The sequence below is a fragment of the Pelomonas lactea genome (assembly GCF_043555885.1).
Lineage (GTDB): Bacteria > Pseudomonadota > Gammaproteobacteria > Burkholderiales > Burkholderiaceae_C > Pelomonas > Pelomonas lactea.
The window spans coordinates 269,569-287,690 of record NZ_JBIGHX010000007.1 but is presented as its reverse complement, the minus strand read 5'-3'; the positions used below and the strand labels follow the sequence as shown (position 1 = coordinate 287,690).

Here is an 18,122-nt window from a genome sequence, read left to right as displayed (position 1 = left end):
AGGTGTCACCAGTCATTGCCGAAGGACCCTCCGCAGCTCGACGAGCTGCTCCAGGCATCGCTGGAGGACGACGAACTCCAGGTGTCGCCGCTGGAGGAGGCGCTCCAGGTGTCGCTCATGTCGGTGGCCGAGATGCCGCCTACGGTGGTCGAGCCGTAGACCTCGCCGGTCACGTCGATGCATGACCCCGGAATCATCGGCATGCCGTTGGTGTTCACCGACGGGCCCATGTCGATGGGGGTGCTGCTGGCGTTGCTGTCGCAGCCGAAGCTGCCGAAGAAGGAAGAGAGGAAGCTGAACATGGGAATCTCCTTGAATTGCTGTTGTTCGATGACGCCACCGCCGACCGACGGGTCTTGCGCCGTAGTGCCGTCGTTGCTGCGATGGGATGAAGTCTCGCCCGGCACCGGCGGCGCCGGGCCACACGCCAACGTTGCCGTCGCCCGCCGCGCGGGAGGCGGTGGCGGCGCTGCAAACAGGGGATGCGTACAAACGCGGTGGGCCGACTTTGAACCTAAAGCTCAACTTCGCAATATTTCGGCAAGTCCTTATTTATTAACGATATTTTTGGTTAAAACTGTATTTTTTTACAGTCGATGCTAAGTGCTTGATTTCATTGAAAAAACTTGTGCGCATTCTTGACCCTGGGGTGGTCAGGGCTTAAAGTGGGGAGAAGTGTCGTTTCGTGGTGAAAAGTGTCGGAAATCGTCTTTCAGGGAGCTTCAAACTTGGCGTTGGACGCCAAGGGGCGCCTGGGCGTTCCCGCGCGACACCGTGAGGTGCTGCAGGCGCTTTGCCAGGGGCGGCTGACGATCACCAAGCACCCTGACGGCTGCCTGATGCTGTTTCCGCGCCCGACGTGGGAGACGTTCCGCGACAAGGTCGCCGGCCTGCCGATGTCGGCTGCGGGCTGGAAGCGGGTGTTCCTGGGCAACGCGATGGATGTCGAGATCGACTCGGCCGCGCGCGTGCTGATCTCGCCCGAGCTGCGCGAAAGCGCCGGGCTGGACAAGGACGTCGTGCTGCTGGGCATGGGCAGCCATTTCGAGATCTGGGACAAGAAGGCCCATGTCGCCCAGGAGGCCGAGGTGCTGGCTGGTCCGATGCCGGACGCGCTCAAGGACTTCAGCTTCTGATGAGCGCCGGGATGCATGACGGCGCCACGTTCCGCCACACGACCGTGCTGCTGGATGAGGCGGTGGGCGGCGTGCTGGCGCGGCCCGACGGCGTCTACGTGGATGGCACCTTCGGCCGCGGCGGTCATTCGCGGCTGCTGTTGAGCAAGCTGGGCGCGCAGGGGCGCCTGATCGGCATCGACCGCGACCCGGAAGCGATTGCCGCGGCCGCCGCCATCACCGATCCGCGTTTCACCATCGTCCACGCCGGCTTCGCCGACATGGCCGAGGAACTGGCGGCCATCGGCGTGCATCAGGTGGACGGCGTGCTGCTGGACCTGGGCGTGTCCAGCCCGCAGATCGACAACCCGGAGCGGGGCTTCAGCTTCCGCTTCGACGGGCCGCTGGACATGCGCATGGACACCACGCGCGGCGAGAGCGCGGCGGACTTCCTCGCGCGCGCCGACGAGCGCGCCATCGCACAGGTGATTCGGGACTATGGCGAAGAACGGTTTGCTGGCCAGATTGCAAAGGCGGTTGTTGCTCGCCGAGAAGCCGGTGCGCCGCTCACGCGCACCGACGAACTGCGCGAACTCGTGGCTCGCACGGTCAAGACCCGTGAGCCCGGCCAGGACCCGGCCACGCGTACCTTTCAAGCTCTTCGGATTCATGTCAACGGCGAACTGGAGCAGCTTGATCAAGGGCTGAAGGCCGCGCTGCGCCTGTTGGCGCCGGGCGGGCGGCTGTCCGTCATCAGCTTCCACTCGCTGGAAGACCGCCGGGTGAAGCAGTTCATCGCCGAGTACAGCAAGCCTGTGTTCGACCGCCGTGCGCCATTCGCCGAGCCGGCGCCGCTGATCCTGAACGCGCTGGGCCGCGTCAAGCCCAGCGACGCCGAGGTGGCCGCCAACCCGCGGTCGCGCTCCGCCGTGCTGCGCATCGCCGAGCGCACGGATGCGCCGCTGAAGGCCTGATGCCGTGGCCAAGTTGAACTTCGTGCTGATCGTGGCGGTGCTGGCGAGCGGCATCGTGCTCGTGCACAACGCCTACGAGTCGCGCCGGCTGTTCGCCGAGCGTGACCGCATCAAGGCCGAGGGCCAGCGCCTGGCGGCCGACGCCGAGCGGCTGAAGGCCGAGCGCCACGCGCAGGCCACCAACCTGCGCGTGGAGCAGGTCGCGCGCGAGCGGCTGGGCATGCGGCTGATCTCGCCGGCCGTCGTCGCGTCGGGGGTGAGTCAATGACCCGGCAGAACAAGTCCGGCGCGCGCGCGCTCGGCTCGGGCCGCGCGGTGAACTACTCCACCAGCCCGCTGCTCGCGTCCAAGACGCCGCCATGGCGTTCGCGTTTCCTCGTGGGCCTGGTGGGGCTGGCGTTCGCCGGGCTGCTGGGTCGCGCCATCTATGTGCAGGTGCTGCACACCGAGTTCTTCCAGAAGCAGGGCGAGGCCCGCTACGCGCACACGCTGGAGCTGCCGGCCAGCCGGGGGCGCATCAACGACCGCTCGGGCCAGACGCTGGCCGCCAGCGTGGCGGTGCCGTCCATCTGGGCGATCCCGAAGGAGGTCGACGCCGACCCCGCCAAGCGCCAGGCGCTGGCCAGCGCGCTGGGTCTGTCGCCCCGGGAGCTGGAGGCCAAGCTCAACCCCGAGTCGCGTTTCGTGTGGCTCAAGCGCCTGGCCGATGACGAGACGGCGGCCAAGGTCAAGGCCATCGGCGCCAAGGGCGTGTTCCAGGACCGCGAGTACCGCCGCAAGTACCCCGAGGGCGAGGCGGCCGCGCATGTGGTGGGCTTCACCAACGTCGAGGACCGCGGCCAGGAGGGCATCGAGCTGGCGTTCCAGAAGGAGCTGCAGGGCCGTGACGGCTCGCGCTCCGTCGTGCGCGACCGGCTGGGCCGCGTCGTGGAAGACATCGGCGACATCGTGCCCGCGGCGAACGGCCGCGACGTGGACCTGTCCGTCGACTCCAAGGTGCAGTTCTTCGCCTACCAGCGCATCCGCGACGCGGTGGCGGCGAACAAGGCCAAGGCCGGCTCGGTCGTCGTGCTGGACGCGCAGACCGGCGAGGTGCTGGCGCTGGCCAACTTCCCGAGCTACGACCCGGGCAACCGCCAGAACCTGTCCGGCGAGCAGCTGCGCAACCGGGCGCTGACCGACGTGTTCGAGCCCGGCTCGACGATGAAGCCCTTCATCGCCGGCCTGGCGATGGAGACGGGCCGCGTGAAACCGGAGACGCTGGTGGACACCGGCAACGGCAAGTACCCGTTCCAGGGCGCCGTCATCAGCGACACCAAGGCGCATGGCGTCATCACGGTGCGCGAGGTGATCCAGATGTCCAGCAACATCGGCACCACCAAGCTGGCCATGCAGATGCAGCCGCGTGAGATGCACGAGCTGTTCACGGCCATCGGGCTGGGCCAGCGGCCGCAGATCAGCTTCCCCGGCGCCGTCAGCGGCAAGCTGCGGCCGTACAAGACCTGGCGCCCCATCGAGCAGGCGACGATGAGCTACGGCTACGGCCTGTCGGCCTCGCTGTTCCAGCTCGCGCGGGCCTATACGGTGTTTGCGCGCGACGGCGAGATCATTCCCGTCAGCATGCTGCGCCAGCCGCACGACCACCCCGTGCCCGGCATCCGCGTGTTCTCGCCCAGCGTCGCGCTGGAACTGCGCCACATGCTGCAGGCCGCGGCCGGCCCGGGCGGCACGGCGCCCGACGCGCAGGTGCCCGGCTACAGCATCGGCGGCAAGAGCGGCACGGCGCACAAGCAGGAGGGCCGCGGCTATGCGAGCCACAAGTACCGCTCCTGGTTCGTCGGCATCGCGCCCATCAGCAACCCGCGCATCGTCGTGGCCGTCATGGTGGACGAGCCCACGGCCGGCGTCTATTACGGCGGCAAGGTCGCCGGGCCCGTGTTCAGCCAGGTCACCGCGCAGACGCTGCGGCTGCTGGGCGTGCAGCCCGACCTCGACGTGAAGAGCCAGATCGTCGCGAATCAAAAGGCTACGGCCGTGGAAGAGAGCTTCTGATGCTGACTCGCCTCAAATCTCCTGACGCCGCCGCGCGCTGGCTCACCGAATGGTGCACCGGCACGCTGCGCACCGACAGCCGCCAGGTGCAGCCCGGCGACGCCTTCATCGCGTGGCCCGGCTACGCCCGCGACGGCCGTGAGTACGTCGCCGCAGCGCTGGCCGCGGGCGCCGCCACCTGCCTGGTGGAAGACGACGGTGTCGACCGTTTCGGCTTCGTGGATGCGCGTGTCGCGTCGCTGCCTGGCCTGAAGGCGCGCACCGGCGACATCGCCGCGGCCTTCTTCGGCAAGCCCACCGACACGCTGGACGTCATCGCCGTCACCGGCACCAACGGCAAGACTTCGTCGGCCTGGTGGATCGCGCAGGCCTCGGCCCAGCTGGGCAAGCGCTGCGGCGTCGTCGGCACGCTGGGCATCGGCGAGCCGCCCAAGCTCGACTACAACGGCCTGACCACGCCCGACCCCGTGCTGCTGCAGGCCGCGTTCGCACGCATGCTGCGCGACGACTTCGCCGCCTGCGCCATCGAGGCCAGCTCCATCGGCATCGTCGAGAAGCGGCTGGCCGGCACGGCCGTGCGCGTGGCCGTGTTCACCAACTTCACGCAGGACCACCTCGACTACCACGGCGACATGGACGCCTACTGGGTGGCCAAGCGCGCGCTGTTCGGCTTCCCCGGCCTGCGCGCCGCGGTCGTCAACCTGGACGACGCCAAGGGGGACTCGCTGGCGGCCGAACTGTCGGCGCTGGACGTGTGGACCACCGGCGTAGAGCGGCTGGACGCGCGGTTGACCGCCCGCGGCCTGCACTACACCGGCGACGGCCTGGCCTTCACGCTGCACGAGGGCGCAGACGCCATCCCGGTGCAGACCGGCCTGATCGGCGACTACAACGCCGCCAACCTGCTGGGCGTGGCCGGCGCGTTGCGCGCGCAGGGCCACACGCTGGCCGACGTGGCCCGCGCGCTGTCGCGCGTGACGCCGGTGCCGGGCCGCATGCAGCGCGTGGGCAATGGCCGCGAGCTGCCGCAGGTCGTCGTCGACTACGCGCACACGCCCGATGCGCTGGACAAGGCGCTGTCCGCGCTGCAGGGCCTGGCCCAGGCGCGCGGCGGCGAGCTGGTCTGCGTGTTCGGCTGCGGCGGCGACCGCGACCGGGGCAAGCGCCCGCAGATGGGCGCCATCGCGGCGCGGCTGTCGGGCCGCGTCGTCGTGACCACCGACAACCCGCGCACCGAGGTGCCGGCGCAGATCCTGGCCGACATCACGGCCGGCGCGCCGGCGGCCACCGTCATCGAGGCCCGCGAAGAAGCCATCCGCGCGGCCATCACCGAGGCCGGCGCGCGCGACATCGTGCTGATCGCCGGCAAGGGCCACGAGGACTACCAGGAGGTGCACGGCGTGCGCCGGCCGTTCTCCGACGTGGCCGAGGCGCGCGCGGCGCTGCTGGAAAGGGCGGGCCTGTGAGCTTTCTTTCGCTGCTCGAGGCGCAGGCGCTGCTGCCCGGCTCCACGCTGGTGGGCGACGGCGCGACCGCCTTCGCCCGTGTGCACAGCGACACGCGCACGCTGCAGCCCGGCGACCTGTTCGTCGCGCTGCGCGGCGAGCGCTTCGATGCGAACGACTTCCTCGCGCAGGCCCGGGCCTGCGGCGCCGTCGCCGCGCTGGCCGAGCGCGGCCTGGCCGAGGCGGGCCTGACGGGCCTGCTGGTGCCCGACGCGAAGGCGGCGCTGGGCCAGCTGGCCGCCGCGTGGCGCCGCCAGCACCAGATCCCCGTCATCGCCGTCACCGGTAGCAACGGCAAGACGACGACGACGCAGATGGTCGCCAGCATCCTGCGCGCCTGGGTGGGCGACGACGCGCTGGCCACGCAGGGCAACTACAACAACGACATCGGCGTGCCGCTGACGCTGATGCGGCTGCGCCATGACGACGAGCGCAGCCACCGCGCCGCCGTCATCGAGCTGGGCATGAACCACCCCGGCGAGATCGCGCCGCTGGCCGCGATGACGGCGCCCACCGTCGCGCTGGTCAACAACGCGCAGCGCGAGCACCAGGAGTTCATGGCCACCGTCGAGGCCGTCGCGCGTGAGAACGGCGCCGTGCTGCAGGCGCTGCCGCCCAGCGGCTGCGCCGTGTTCCCCGCCGAAGACCCGTGCGCGCCGATCTGGTTCGAGATGGCCGGCGCGCGTCCGCACCTGACCTTCGCGCTGCGCGGCGAGGCCGATGTCACCGGCAGCGCCGAGTGGCAGGGCACGCACTGGGCGCTGGAGCTGCACACCCCCGCCGGCACCGCGCCGGTGGCGCTGCAGATGGCCGGCGAGCACAACGTGCGCAACGCGCTGGCGGCGGCCGCGTGCGGCCTGGCGGCCGGCGCACCGCTGGCGGCCATCGCGCAGGGCCTGGAAGCCTTCCGCGCCGTCAAGGGCCGCAGCGAGCTCAAGCGCGATGCGCGCGGCCGCACGCTCATCGACGACAGCTACAACGCCAACCCCGACAGCGTGCGTGCGGCCATCGACGTGCTGGCCGCGTTGCCGGGCGACAGCTGGCTGGTGCTGGGCGACATGGGCGAGGTCGGCAACGACGGCCCGGCCTTCCACCGCGAGGTGGGCGCCTACGCGGCAGAGCGTGGCATCGCGCACTTCTGGACGGCCGGCAGCGCCGCCCGCGACGCGGCCGCGGCCTATGGCGCCGCCGCACGCGCCTTCGACAACACGGCCGCGCTGATCGCGGCCCTCGACGAACAACCTGACGCGGCCCAGACCCTGGTCAAGGGCTCGCGCTTCATGAAGATGGAACAAGTGGTCTCCGCACTTCAGACTCAAACGGGAGACACCCATGCTGCTTAGCCTGGCCCAGTGGCTGCAGGGCCTGTACCCCGACCTGGGCTTTCTGCGCGTCTTCAACTACATCACCTTCCGCGCGGTGATGGCCGCGATGACGGCGCTGCTGATCGGCCTGGCCTTCGGGCCCTGGGTCATCCGCAGCCTCACGGCGATGAAGATCGGCCAGCCCATCCGCAGCTACGGCGTGCAGCAGCACCTGGCCAAGAGCGGCACGCCCACGATGGGCGGCGTGCTCATCCTGATCGGCATCGGCGTGTCCACGCTGCTGTGGTTCGACTGGAGCAACCGCTTCGTCTGGGTCGTCATGCTCGTGACCATGGGCTTTGGCGCCGTGGGCTGGGTGGACGACTGGCGCAAGGTCGTCGACAAGAACCCCGAAGGCATGCGCAGCCGCGAGAAGTTCTTCTGGCAGTCGCTGATCGGCCTGTTCGCCGCGCTGTACCTCGCGTTCAGCGTGTCGGAGACGTCGTTCCTCGGCGTCGTGCAGCTGTTCTTCCGCTGGGTGTCCAGCGGCTTCTCGACCGAGCTGCCGCCCAAGGCCGACCTGCTGATCCCCTTCTTCAAGACCATCTCCATGCCGCTGGGCGTGTGGGGCTTCGTGGCACTCGCCTTCTTCGTCATGGTGGGCACCAGCAACGCGGTGAACTTCACCGACGGGCTGGACGGCCTGGCCATCATGCCGGTGGTGCTGGTGGGCTCGGCGCTGGGCCTGTTCGCCTACCTGACCGGCTCGTCGGTGTTCGCCAAGTACCTGCTGCTGCCCTACATCCCGGGCGCCGGCGAGCTGCTGATCTTCTGCGCCGCGATGGCCGGCGCGGGCCTGGCCTTCCTGTGGTTCAACGCGCACCCGGCGCAGGTGTTCATGGGCGACGTCGGCGCGCTGGCACTGGGCGGCGGCCTGGGCACCATTGCCGTCATCACGCGCCAGGAAATCGTGCTGGGCATCATGGGCGGCATCTTCGTGGCCGAAGTGCTCAGCGTGATGCTGCAGGTCAGCTGGTTCAAGTTCACGAAGAAGCGCTTCGGCGAAGGCCGGCGCATCTTCAAGATGGCGCCGCTGCACCACCACTTCGAGAAGAGCGGCTGGAACGAGACGCAGGTCGTCATCCGGTTCTGGATCATCACGATGCTGCTGTGCCTCATCGGCCTGTCCAGCCTGAAGCTGCGGTAAGCCGACATGAAGCTGGACCTGCCGCAACTCCTGGATCAGCGCGTGCTGGTGCTTGGCCTCGGGGACTCCGGTCTCGCGATGGCCCGCTGGTGCGCGCGATTCGGTGCACAGGTCACCGTGTGGGACTCGCGCGCGCAGCCGCCGCAGCTTGCAGCGCTGGGCGACACGGCGCAGTTCATCACCGGTGAACTGACGGCCGAGATCGTCGCCGGCTTCAACGCGGTGCTGAAGAGCCCGGGCCTGTCGCCGCTGGATGCGCGCCTGAAGGCGGTCTACGAACACGGCCCGGCCGTGCGTGGCGAGCTGGACCTGTTTGCCGACGCGCTCGCGGCCTTGAAGGCGCAGCACGGCTACGCGCCGGCCGTGCTGGCCATCACCGGCACCAACGGCAAGACGACCACCACCTGCATGACCGGCCTGCTCGTCGAGTGTGCCGGCCGGCGCGTGGCCATCGCCGGCAACATCGGCCCGACGCTGATGGACACGCTGACCGACGCACTGGCGAAGGAGCCCGATCCCGATCCCGCGCCGGCGCTGACGCCGCAAGAGGTCGTGGCGGCCGAGATCGAAGACGTGCCCGTCGCGGAAGCCGCCGCCGCGGAAGAAGCGGCGCCCGCCGTGCTGCCCGACGAGGACACGCCGCTGCCCATTGACCCGCCACCGCCGCGCGGCCCGGTGTTCCAGACGCTGCCCGAGGTCTGGGTGCTGGAGCTGTCCAGCTTCCAGCTCGACGGCGTGGCGGGCTTCGAGCCCACCGCGGGCGCCATCCTGAATCTGACGCAGGACCACCTGGACTGGCATGGCGACATGGCGTCCTACGGCCGCGCCAAGGCGCGCATCTTCGGCCGCGGCATGGACAGCCCGACGGTCATCGTGTCCAACCGCGACGACGCCGAGGTCGAAGGCCTGGTGCCGCAGCCCGTGTTCGTGAAGGGCACGCGCGGCAAGCCCGGCCGCACGGTGTCGCGCCGCGTCGTGCGCTTCGGCCTGAACCCGCCGACCGCGCCGGGCGACTTCGGCCTGACGGAAGAGGGCGGCCTGGCCTGGCTGGTGCGCGCCCGCGAGCTGGACCCGACGATCAAGAAGCGCAAGGGCGACGATGACGAGCCGCTGTCCATCCAGCGCCTGATGCCCGCCGACGCGCTGCGCGTGCGTGGCCGCCACAACGCCGCGAATGCGTTGGCGGCGCTGGCGCTGGCGACGGCCGCCGGCTGCGAGCTGGCGCCCATGCTGCACGGCCTGCGCGAGTACCGCGGCGAGCCGCACCGCGTGGAGCCGGTGGGCAGCATCGACGGCGTCGAGTTCTATGACGACAGCAAGGGCACCAACGTCGGCGCCACGGTCGCCGCCATCTCCGGCCTGGGTGCGGACCGCGCGCCGGCCAAGCTGGTGCTCATCCTCGGCGGCGATGGCAAGGGCCAGGACTTCTCCCCGCTGGCCGATGGCGTGCAGCGCCACGCGCGTGCCGTCGCGCTGATCGGCCGTGACGCGCCGCAGATCGAGGCCGCGCTCGCGCACACGGGCGTGCCCCAGCAGCACCACGACACGCTCGAAGCCGCCACCGCCTGGTGCCTGGCGCAGGCCCAGAGCGGCGACAGCGTGCTGCTGAGCCCGGCCTGCGCGAGCCTGGACATGTTCAGGAACTACGCCCACCGCGCCGAGGTCTTCGTCGCGACGGTCCAGCAGCTTGCCGACGACCGCGGGGTGACGTTGTGAGCGCAGCGCGAAGGGTGCATCAATGAACGCGGTGCTCAACGGCTTCACCGCCAGGCTGCAATCGTTGTGGAAGCGCAGCGACGCCGAGTCCGCCGGCCCGGTGCCGGTGCGCGACTGGGTGGCCACGTCCGCCGGCCGGCCCACGCAGCTGCAGGGCTTCGACATCACGCTGGTCTGGGTGGTGCTGGCGCTGATGGCGCTGGGCCTGCTGATGGTCTATTCGGCGTCCATCGCGATGCCGGACAACCCGCGCTTTTCCAAGTACCAGCCCACGCACTTCCTGACGCGGCACATGGTGGCCATCGGGTTCGGGCTGGTCGCCGGGCTGGTCACGGTGCAGATCCCCGTGTCGCTGTGGGAACGCTATGCGCCGTGGGTGTTCATCGCGGCGCTGGTGCTGCTGGTGGCCGTGCTGGTGCCGGGCGTCGGCAAGGTTGTCTACGGCGCGCGGCGCTGGATTCCGCTGGGCGTCATGAACTTCCAGCCCAGCGAGCTGGCCAAGTTCGGCATCGCGCTGTACGCGGCCAACTACATGATGCGCAAGATGGACGCGCGGGAGAACTTCTTCCGCGCCGTCACGCCGATGGCGATCTCGCTGGCCTTCGTCGGCCTGCTGCTGCTGGCCGAGCCGGACATGGGTGCCTTCATGGTCATCGCGTGCATCGCGATGGGCATCCTGTTCCTGGGTGGTGTCAACGGCCGCATGTTCTTCCTGATCGTCGCGGTGCTGCTGGGCGCCTTCGTGCTGATGATCACATTCAGCGAGTTCCGCCGCGAGCGCATCTTTGCCTACCTCAACCCCTGGGACGAGAAGTACGCGCAGGGCAAGGCCTACCAGCTGACGCACAGCCTGATCGCGTTCGGCCGCGGCGAGTGGCTGGGCCAGGGCCTGGGCGGCAGCGTCGAGAAGCTGCACTACCTGCCCGAGGCGCACACCGATTTCCTGCTGGCCGTCATCGGCGAGGAGCTGGGCTTTGCCGGCGTCGCCGTCGTCATCCTGGCCTTCTTCTGGCTCACGCGGCGCTGCTTCCTGATCGGCCGCCAGGCCATCGCGCTGGACCGCGTGTTTGCCGGCCTGTACGCGCAAGGCATAGGCATCTGGATGGGCGGCCAGGCCTTCATCAACATGGGCGTGAACCTCGGCGCGCTGCCGACCAAGGGGCTGACGCTGCCGCTGATGAGCTTCGGCGGCTCGGCGATCCTGATGAACTGCGTGGCGCTGGCCGTGGTGTTGCGCATCGACCTCGAGAACCGGCAGATGATGAGAGGAGGGCGCTCGTGAGCGATCGTCATCTCGTCGTGATGGCCGCCGGCACGGGCGGCCACGTCATTCCCGGGCTGGCCGTGGCCGAGGAAATGCAGCGCCGCGGCTGGACCGTGTCTTGGATAGGCACGCCGCATGGCATGGAGAACCGGCTGGTGCCGGCACGCGGCATCGAGCTGGACGCGCTGCCGTTCGCCGGCCTGCGCGGCAAGGGACTGAAGCACACGCTGCGCGGCATCGTCGGCTTCTTCAAGTCGCTGGGCGAAGCCCGGCGCGTCTACGCGAAGCGCCACGCGACGGCCGTGCTGGGCATGGGCGGCTATGTCTGCGTGCCGGCCGGCCTGTCGGCCGCGCTGACCGGCCGGCCCCTGATGCTGGTGAATGCCGACGCAGCCATGCTGAAGAGCAACTTTGCGCTGAAGCCGTTCGCCAAGCGCATCGCCTTCGGTTTCGACGGCGCCGCTGCCGCGTCCACCCGTGGGGCCATCGTCAGCGGCAACCCGGTGCGCGCCGAGATCGAGGCACTGCCGTCGCCTGCTGAGCGCATGGCCGATCCGAATCGCGTGCAGGGCCCGCTGCGCCTGCTGGTGCTGGGCGGCTCGCTGGGTGCCCGCGCGCTGAACCAGGCGCTGCCGAAGGCGCTGGCGCTGTGGCCCGCCGAGCAGCGCCCGCAGGTGCTGCACCAGGCGGGGCAGGATCACCTCGGCGCCGTCTGGCAGGCCTACACCGATGCCGGGCTGTCCGCCGAGGTGCGGCCGTTCATCGACGACATGGCCGCCGCGCTGGCCTGGGCCGATGTCGTCGTCTGCCGCGCCGGCGCCATCACCGTCAGCGAGCTGTGCGCGGCCGGCTGCGCGGCGGTGCTGGTGCCGCTGGTCGTCAGTACGACGTCGCACCAGCGTGACAACGCCATCTTCATGACGCAGCACGGCGCGGCCATCCACCTGCCGCAGACGGAACTGACGCCCGAGAAGCTGCACGAACTGCTGGCCGGCCTGGACCGTGGCGCGCTGCTGGCCATGGGCGAGAAGGCCCGCTCGCTGGCCCGCCCCCGCGCCGCCGCGCGCGTGGCCGATGAAATCGAGGGGATGTTGAGATGAGCCTTGGTGAAGGCCGTAGTGCATGGCGGGCCGAGCGCCGGGCCGCTCCCAAGCCGGCCCGCATCCCCTCGGGGGATCGGCCGACGTACTCGTCGGACGAGGGGCTGACATGAAGCACGCGGTTCAACGACTGCATTTCGTGGGCATCGGCGGCGCCGGCATGAGCGGCATCGCCGAGATCCTGCACAACCTGGGCTTCACGGTCAGCGGGTCGGACGCGGCCGAGAGCGCGACGACCGAGCGGCTGCGCTCGCTGGGTCTGCGCGTGGAAATCGGCCATGCGGCGCCGCACATCGGCGACGCGCAGGCGCTGGTGACCAGCACGGCCGTGGCGGCGGACAACCCCGAGGTCGTCGCCGCCCGTGCACGCCACACGCCCGTCGTGCCGCGCGCCGTGATGCTGGCCGAGCTGATGCGGCTGCGCCGCGGCATCGCCATCGCCGGCACGCACGGCAAGACGACGACGACCTCGCTGGTCACGGCCATCCTCGTCGAAGCCGGGCTGGACCCGACCTTCGTCATCGGCGGCAAGCTCAATGCCGCCGGCGCGAACTCGCGCCTGGGCCGCGGCGAGTTCATCGTCGTCGAGGCGGACGAGAGCGACGCCTCCTTCCTGAAGCTGAGCCCGGTGCTGTCGGTCGTCACGAACATCGACGAAGACCACATGGACACCTACGGGCACTCGGTCGAGAAGCTGCACGCGGCCTTCATCGAGTTCCTGCACCGCATGCCGTTCTACGGCGCGGCCGTGGTCTGCGCCGACGATGCCGGCGTGCAGGCCATCCTGGGGCGCATCGAGCGTCCGGTCGTCAGCTACGGATTGAACGAAGGCGCCAGCGTGCGGGCCGTCAACGTGCAGGCACTCGCCGGCGCGCAGATGCGCTTCACCTGCCAGCGCGAGGACGCCGCCGACCTGGACGTGCTGCTGAACCTGGCCGGCGAGCACAACGTGCGCAATGCGCTGGCTGCCATCGCCATTGCGATGGAACTGGGCTGTGACGACGTCTCCATCCAGAAAGCGCTGGCCGGCTTCTCCGGCGTGGGCCGCCGCTTCGAGAAGCACGGCGAATGGCCCGCCGCCGACGGTGGCCGCTTCACGCTGATCGACGACTACGGCCACCACCCGGTCGAGATGGCCGCCGTGCTGGCCGCCGCGCGGGGGGCCTACCCCGGCCGTCGCCTGGTGCTGGCCTTCCAGCCGCACCGCTACACGCGCACGCGGGACTGCTTCGCCGACTTCGTCCACGTGATGAAACGTGCCGATGTGGTGCTGCTGACCGAGGTCTATTCGGCTGGCGAGGCGCCGATCGATGGCGCCACCGGCAGCGCGCTCGCGCAGGCCGTCGGCACGCCCCACTTCGTTGCGACGGTGGCCGACATGCCCGCCGCACTCGCGACGCTGACGCGCGATGGCGATGTCGTCATCGGCATGGGTGCCGGTTCCATGAGCGCGCTGCCGCGCGGGGTGGCCGCCCATTTCAAGGGAGACGCCGCATGACCGCTCCTATCGACCTGAACATCGATGCCCGGGCCCTGGGCAAGGTGGCCGTGCTGTTCGGCGGCACGAGCGCCGAGCGGCCCGTGTCGCTGATGAGCGGCAACGGCGTCATAGCGGCGCTGCGGTCCGTCGGCGTCGACGCCCATGCCTTCGACCCCGCCGAGCGCCCCTTGCAGGCGCTGCAGGACGAAGGCTTCGATCGCGCCTTCATCGCGCTGCATGGTCGCGGCGGTGAAGACGGCACGCTGCAAGGCGCGCTGGAGTGGCTGGGCATCCCGTACACCGGCTCCGGCGTGACCGCCTCCGGCGTCGCGATGGACAAGACCATGACCAAGCGTGTCTGGGGTACCGAAGGCCTGCCGTCGCCGCAGTACGTGGCGCTCGCCCGCGCGGAGCTGACGCGTGAGCGCATCCGCCAGATCCCCGACGAACTGGGCCTGCCCGTCGTCGTCAAGCCGCCGCACGAGGGCAGCAGCATCGGCATCACGAAGGCCATGGGCTACTCCGACATGCAGGGCGCCGTCGACCTGGCGCTGGGCTTCGACGACGAGTTGCTGTTTGAGCAATGCATCGAAGGCCCCGAGGTCACCTGCGCCGTGCTGGGCCAGGGCGAGTCGGCCGTGGCACTGCCGGTCGTCGAGATCCGCGCCGAGGGCGGCGACTACAGCTACGAGAACAAGTACGTGTCCAACGACACCAAGTATCTGTTCGGCACGCTGCCCGCGGCGCTCGAAGCCGAGATCCAGCAACTGGTGCTGAAGGCCTACCGGCTGCTGGGCTGCCGCGGCTGGGGCCGTGCCGACCTGATGCTGCGCAAGGCCGACATGAAGCCCTTCCTGCTGGAGATGAACACCAGCCCGGGCATGACGTCGCACTCGCTGGTGCCCAAGGCGGCGCAGGCGGTGGGCATCGCCTATCCGCAGCTGTGCCTGTGGCTGCTGTCCCAGGCCCGGCTCGACAGGAAGTGAAGCGCGCTTGAACTCCGCCCTCGCCACCGCCGCATTGCCGCCCGACGTTCGCTTGATGAACGCGGTGTCGGCGCTGCTCGTCGCTGCCCTGCTGGGTACGGCGGCGTGGACGGCGGTGCGTTGGGTGGTGCGCCTGCCAGTGTTCAACTTCCGCGCCATCCAGGTGGAGGGCGATGTCACGCGCAACAGCGTCGCGTCGCTGCGCGCCAATGCGCTGCCGCGTCTGCACGGCTCGTTTCTCAGCATGAACCTGGCCGCAGGCCGGGCCGCGTTCGAGGCCGTGCCCTGGGTCAGGCATGCCCAGTTGCAGCGCGTGTGGCCCATGCGTCTCAAGGTCAGCCTGGAAGAGCACCGCGCGGCCGCCTACTGGGAGGCGCGCACCGACGGCGCCGACGCCGCCACCGAGGCCACGGCCGAGCGCGCGCTGGTCAACAGCTTCGGCGAAGTCTTCCAGGCCAACCTCGGCGACGTCGAGGACGAAAACCTGCCCGTGCTGGCAGGTCCCGCCCACGCGGCCGGCGCCATGCTGCAGATGTGGCGGGCACTGTCGCCGGCGGCCGAGAAGCTGGGCGAGGGCATCGAGCGCCTGGACCTGTCCGGCCGCGGCTCCTGGCGCGCCACGCTGGGTACCGGCGCCGTCATCGAACTGGGGCGCGGCAGCGAAGCCGAGGTCGTCGAGCGCTTCGGCCGCTTCGCCCATTCCATCACGCAGGTCACGGCGACCTACCGCAGCCCGCTGCTGTCCGCCGACCTGCGCCACGCCGACGGCTACGCGGTCAGGCTGCGCGGCGTGACGACCCAGACTCCGGGGAAACCCGTAAATAGAAAACGTTGAGGACGCACATGGCCAAGGAATACAAGGATTTGGTCGTCGGGCTGGATATCGGAACCGCGAAGATCATGGCCGTGGTGGCCGAGGTGCTGCCGGGCGGTGAATTGCGCATCGCCGGCCTGGGGGTGGCACCTTCGCACGGCTTGAAGCGCGGCGTCGTCGTCAATATCGACGCGACGGTGCAGTCCATCCAGCAGGCCTTGAAAGAGGCCGAAATGATGGCCGACTGCAAAATCTCCCGGGTTTATACGGGGATCACCGGCAGCCATATCCGCGGCCAGAACTCCACCGGCATGGTCATCGTGCGCGACAAGGAGGTCACGCCCGTCGACGTGACCCGCGTCGTCGAAACCGCCAAGGCCATCAATATTCCCAACGATCAGCGCTTGCTGCTGGTCGAACCGCAGGAATTCGTCATCGACGGCCATGAGGTCAAGGAACCCATCGGCATGAGCGGTGGCCGGCTGGAGGTCAAGGTCCATATCGTGACCGGCGCCCAAAGTGCCGCCGAAAACATCGTCAAGTGCGTGCGCCGCTGCGGTTTGGAGGTCGACCAGCTGGTTTTGAACCCGAGCGCCTCCAGCCATGCCGCGCTGACCGCGGACGAGCGCGACCTGGGCGTGGCGCTGGTGGATATCGGCGCCGGCACCACCGATGTCGCGATATTCACGGGCGGTTCCATCCGCCATACCGCGGTCATTCCGATTGCCGGCGACCTGATCACGTCCGATATCGCGATGGCGCTGCGCACGCCGACCAAGGACGCCGAGGAAATCAAGGTCGAATATGGCGTCGCCAAGCAGCTGCTGGCCGACCCGTCCGACCAGGTCGAGGTGCCCGGCCTGGGGGACCGCAGCCCGCGCATGCTGTCCAAGCAGGCGCTGGCCGGCGTCATCGAGCCGCGCGTCGAGGAAATCTTTTCACTCGTGCACCAGGTCATCCGCGAGAGCGGGTATGAGGAATTGCTGTCATCCGGGATTGTGCTGACCGGCGGCTCGGCGGTCATGCCCGGCATGGTGGAACTGGCCGAGGATATTTTTCTGAAACCTGTCCGGCGTGGCCTGCCCACGTATTCGGGGGCGCTTTACGACATGGTCGCCAACCCGCGGTCGGCGACGGTCATGGGGTTGTTGGAGGAGGCCCGGCTGTCGCGCAGCCGAGGTTTCAAGGCGGCACAGCAGGCGGGCTCGGTGCAAACCCTGCTCGGCCGCATCAAGGATTGGTTCATGGGGAATTTTTGACCCCCCAAAACCACGGTCTGCCACGAAAAAGTTGTTTCAGCAACTAGTCATTCATTCTGTGCCACGGCACAATTGCACCAGTTAGGAGGTTTCATATGCCCATCGAGATGATCGAAGAGTTTGACCAAGGCACCCAAATCAAGGTGATCGGGGTTGGTGGCGGCGGCGGCAACGCCGTGGACCACATGATCGCCCAGGGCGTCCAGGGCGTCGAATTCATCTGCGCCAATACCGATGCACAGGCATTGAACCGCTCCAAGGCCGACCAATTGCTGCAACTCGGCTCCACCGGCCTGGGCGCCGGCGCCAAACCCGAAATGGGCAAGTCGGCGGCCGAGGAAGCCGAATCCCGCATTCGCGAATCCATCGCCGGCGCCAATATGCTGTTCATCACCGCCGGCATGGGCGGCGGTACCGGCACGGGCGCGGCACCGGTGATTGCGCGCATCGCCAAGGAAATGGGCATCCTGACGGTGGGCGTCGTCACCAAGCCGTTCGAATTCGAAGGCGGCCGCCGCCTGAAGGCCGCCGACGCCGGCCTGGCCGAGCTGGAAGCCAATGTCGACTCGCTGATCGTCGTGCTGAACGACAAGCTGCTGGACGTGCTGGGCGACGACGTCACGCAGGATCAGGCCTTCGCGCACGCCAATGACGTGCTGAAGAACGCCGTTGGCGGCATTTCCGACATCATCCACATCCCTGGCCTGGTCAACGTCGACTTCGAGGACGTCAAGACGGTGATGAGCGAACCCGGCAAGGCCATGATGGGTACGGCGCAAGCTACCGGCCCTGACCGTGCCGCCAAGGCCGCTGAAGCCGCCGTCGCCTGCCCGCTGCTGGAAGGCATCGACCTGTCCGGCGCGCGTGGCGTGCTGGTGCTGATCGCTGCCGGCCGCAGCAACTTCAAGCTCAGCGAGTCCAAGAACGCGATGAACGCCATCAAGCGTTACGCGTCCGACGACGCCCACATCATCTACGGCACCGCCTACGACGAAAGCCTGGGCGACGCGCTGCGCGTGACCGTCATCGCCACGGGCCTGACCGCCGGCCGCGCGCGCCAGCAGGCGCCGCTGCAGGTCGTGCAGACCCAGCAGGTCGTGCGCAACGGCACCGACGGCATGGCCATGCCGGTGCTGACGCAGGCCGTCGCGATGCAGGCCGCCACGCCGACGGCGGCGCAGGCCAACGTCGGCCTGGGCCTGGGCGACTTTGCGAATGCCAACGTGCCCAGCGTGTGGCGCCACGGCCGTTCGGGCAGCGCCGCCGCCAAGGTGGAGGCGCTGTCCTCCAACGGCATGGACGAGATCGAGATCCCGGCCTTCCTGCGCAAGCAGGCCGACTGAGAT

At 69.3% G+C, this 18,122-nt stretch carries 16 protein-coding genes; 15 read left to right on the top strand and 1 reads right to left on the bottom strand.

Annotation, left to right across the window (positions count from 1 at the left end):
• Positions 1 to 5: 5 nt before the first annotated feature.
• The gene (locus ACG04Q_RS19505) at positions 6 to 302 is read right to left on the bottom strand and encodes a hypothetical protein (protein ID WP_394512950.1); all 297 of its coding nucleotides are present in this window, start codon (positions 300 to 302) and stop codon (positions 6 to 8) included.
• 393 nt (positions 303 to 695) lie between these two features.
• Here ACG04Q_RS19505 and mraZ point away from each other — a divergent pair, with 393 nt between their 5' ends.
• From mraZ to ftsZ, 15 genes are all read left to right on the top strand, one after another.
• On the top strand, positions 696 to 1,136 hold the full coding sequence (mraZ, locus tag ACG04Q_RS19500) for a division/cell wall cluster transcriptional repressor MraZ (protein WP_394512949.1): 441 nt from the start codon (positions 696 to 698) through the stop codon (positions 1,134 to 1,136).
• Positions 1,136 to 2,089, top strand: a complete 954-nt coding sequence (gene rsmH, locus ACG04Q_RS19495; protein WP_394512948.1) for a 16S rRNA (cytosine(1402)-N(4))-methyltransferase RsmH — start codon at positions 1,136 to 1,138, stop codon at positions 2,087 to 2,089. Before mraZ ends, rsmH begins: the two co-directional genes overlap by 1 nt.
• 4 nt (positions 2,090 to 2,093) lie before the next feature.
• Complete coding sequence (gene ftsL, locus ACG04Q_RS19490) at positions 2,094 to 2,357, top strand: cell division protein FtsL (RefSeq protein WP_394512947.1); 264 nt, start codon at positions 2,094 to 2,096, stop codon at positions 2,355 to 2,357.
• Positions 2,354 to 4,141 (top strand): peptidoglycan D,D-transpeptidase FtsI family protein, encoded by a 1,788-nt coding sequence (locus ACG04Q_RS19485; protein ID WP_394512946.1) that lies wholly within the window; start codon positions 2,354 to 2,356, stop codon positions 4,139 to 4,141. The genes ftsL and ACG04Q_RS19485 overlap by 4 nt, the downstream gene beginning before the upstream one ends.
• Positions 4,141 to 5,607 (top strand): UDP-N-acetylmuramoyl-L-alanyl-D-glutamate--2,6-diaminopimelate ligase, encoded by a 1,467-nt coding sequence (locus ACG04Q_RS19480; RefSeq protein WP_394512945.1) that lies wholly within the window; start codon positions 4,141 to 4,143, stop codon positions 5,605 to 5,607. The genes ACG04Q_RS19485 and ACG04Q_RS19480 overlap by 1 nt, the downstream gene beginning before the upstream one ends.
• Positions 5,604 to 6,989, top strand: a complete 1,386-nt coding sequence (locus ACG04Q_RS19475) for a UDP-N-acetylmuramoyl-tripeptide--D-alanyl-D-alanine ligase (RefSeq protein WP_394512944.1) — start codon at positions 5,604 to 5,606, stop codon at positions 6,987 to 6,989. Before ACG04Q_RS19480 ends, ACG04Q_RS19475 begins: the two co-directional genes overlap by 4 nt.
• Positions 6,979 to 8,157: a phospho-N-acetylmuramoyl-pentapeptide-transferase gene (mraY, locus tag ACG04Q_RS19470; protein WP_394512943.1), complete on the top strand. Its 1,179-nt coding sequence runs from the start codon at positions 6,979 to 6,981 to the stop codon at positions 8,155 to 8,157. The genes ACG04Q_RS19475 and mraY overlap by 11 nt, the downstream gene beginning before the upstream one ends.
• Positions 8,158 to 8,163: 6 nt before the next feature.
• Positions 8,164 to 9,873 carry a UDP-N-acetylmuramoyl-L-alanine--D-glutamate ligase gene (gene murD, locus ACG04Q_RS19465; protein WP_394512942.1) on the top strand — a complete coding sequence of 570 codons (1,710 nt, stop codon included), beginning with the start codon at positions 8,164 to 8,166 and terminating at the stop codon, positions 9,871 to 9,873.
• 22 nt (positions 9,874 to 9,895) lie between these two features.
• The gene (gene ftsW, locus ACG04Q_RS19460) at positions 9,896 to 11,155 is read left to right on the top strand and encodes a putative lipid II flippase FtsW (protein ID WP_394512941.1); all 1,260 of its coding nucleotides are present in this window, start codon (positions 9,896 to 9,898) and stop codon (positions 11,153 to 11,155) included.
• Positions 11,152 to 12,237 (top strand): undecaprenyldiphospho-muramoylpentapeptide beta-N-acetylglucosaminyltransferase, encoded by a 1,086-nt coding sequence (murG, locus tag ACG04Q_RS19455; protein WP_394512939.1) that lies wholly within the window; start codon positions 11,152 to 11,154, stop codon positions 12,235 to 12,237. The genes ftsW and murG overlap by 4 nt, the downstream gene beginning before the upstream one ends.
• A gap of 109 nt (positions 12,238 to 12,346) precedes the next feature.
• Positions 12,347 to 13,735: a UDP-N-acetylmuramate--L-alanine ligase gene (murC, locus tag ACG04Q_RS19450; RefSeq protein ID WP_394512938.1), complete on the top strand. Its 1,389-nt coding sequence runs from the start codon at positions 12,347 to 12,349 to the stop codon at positions 13,733 to 13,735.
• Entirely contained in the window at positions 13,732 to 14,703 is a 972-nt protein-coding gene (locus ACG04Q_RS19445; protein ID WP_394512937.1) for a D-alanine--D-alanine ligase, read from the top strand. The genes murC and ACG04Q_RS19445 overlap by 4 nt, the downstream gene beginning before the upstream one ends.
• Before the next feature lie 7 nt (positions 14,704 to 14,710).
• Positions 14,711 to 15,538, top strand: coding sequence for a cell division protein FtsQ/DivIB (locus ACG04Q_RS19440; protein WP_394512936.1), 828 nt, complete (start codon positions 14,711 to 14,713; stop codon positions 15,536 to 15,538).
• An 8-nt stretch (positions 15,539 to 15,546) separates the two neighbouring features.
• Complete coding sequence (ftsA, locus tag ACG04Q_RS19435) at positions 15,547 to 16,776, top strand: cell division protein FtsA (protein WP_394512934.1); 1,230 nt, start codon at positions 15,547 to 15,549, stop codon at positions 16,774 to 16,776.
• 95 nt (positions 16,777 to 16,871) lie between these two features.
• Positions 16,872 to 18,119 (top strand): cell division protein FtsZ, encoded by a 1,248-nt coding sequence (ftsZ, locus tag ACG04Q_RS19430; RefSeq protein ID WP_394512933.1) that lies wholly within the window; start codon positions 16,872 to 16,874, stop codon positions 18,117 to 18,119.
• Positions 18,120 to 18,122 lie beyond the last annotated feature (3 nt).

What these genes read in the sequence shown, in the direction of transcription:
- ACG04Q_RS19505 (WP_394512950.1), bottom strand. Translation starts at nt 302, where the DNA reads ATGTTCAGCTTCCTCTCTTCCTTCTTCGGCAGCTTCGGCTGCGACAGC.
- rsmH (WP_394512948.1), top strand. Translation starts at nt 1,136, where the DNA reads ATGAGCGCCGGGATGCATGACGGCGCCACGTTCCGCCACACGACCGTG.
- ACG04Q_RS19485 (WP_394512946.1), top strand. Translation starts at nt 2,354, where the DNA reads ATGACCCGGCAGAACAAGTCCGGCGCGCGCGCGCTCGGCTCGGGCCGC.
- ACG04Q_RS19480 (WP_394512945.1), top strand. Translation starts at nt 4,141, where the DNA reads ATGCTGACTCGCCTCAAATCTCCTGACGCCGCCGCGCGCTGGCTCACC.
- mraY (WP_394512943.1), top strand. Translation starts at nt 6,979, where the DNA reads ATGCTGCTTAGCCTGGCCCAGTGGCTGCAGGGCCTGTACCCCGACCTG.
- murD (WP_394512942.1), top strand. Translation starts at nt 8,164, where the DNA reads ATGAAGCTGGACCTGCCGCAACTCCTGGATCAGCGCGTGCTGGTGCTT.
- ftsW (WP_394512941.1), top strand. Translation starts at nt 9,896, where the DNA reads ATGAACGCGGTGCTCAACGGCTTCACCGCCAGGCTGCAATCGTTGTGG.
- murC (WP_394512938.1), top strand. Translation starts at nt 12,347, where the DNA reads ATGAAGCACGCGGTTCAACGACTGCATTTCGTGGGCATCGGCGGCGCC.
- ACG04Q_RS19445 (WP_394512937.1), top strand. Translation starts at nt 13,732, where the DNA reads ATGACCGCTCCTATCGACCTGAACATCGATGCCCGGGCCCTGGGCAAG.
- ftsA (WP_394512934.1), top strand. Translation starts at nt 15,547, where the DNA reads ATGGCCAAGGAATACAAGGATTTGGTCGTCGGGCTGGATATCGGAACC.
- ftsZ (WP_394512933.1), top strand. Translation starts at nt 16,872, where the DNA reads ATGCCCATCGAGATGATCGAAGAGTTTGACCAAGGCACCCAAATCAAG.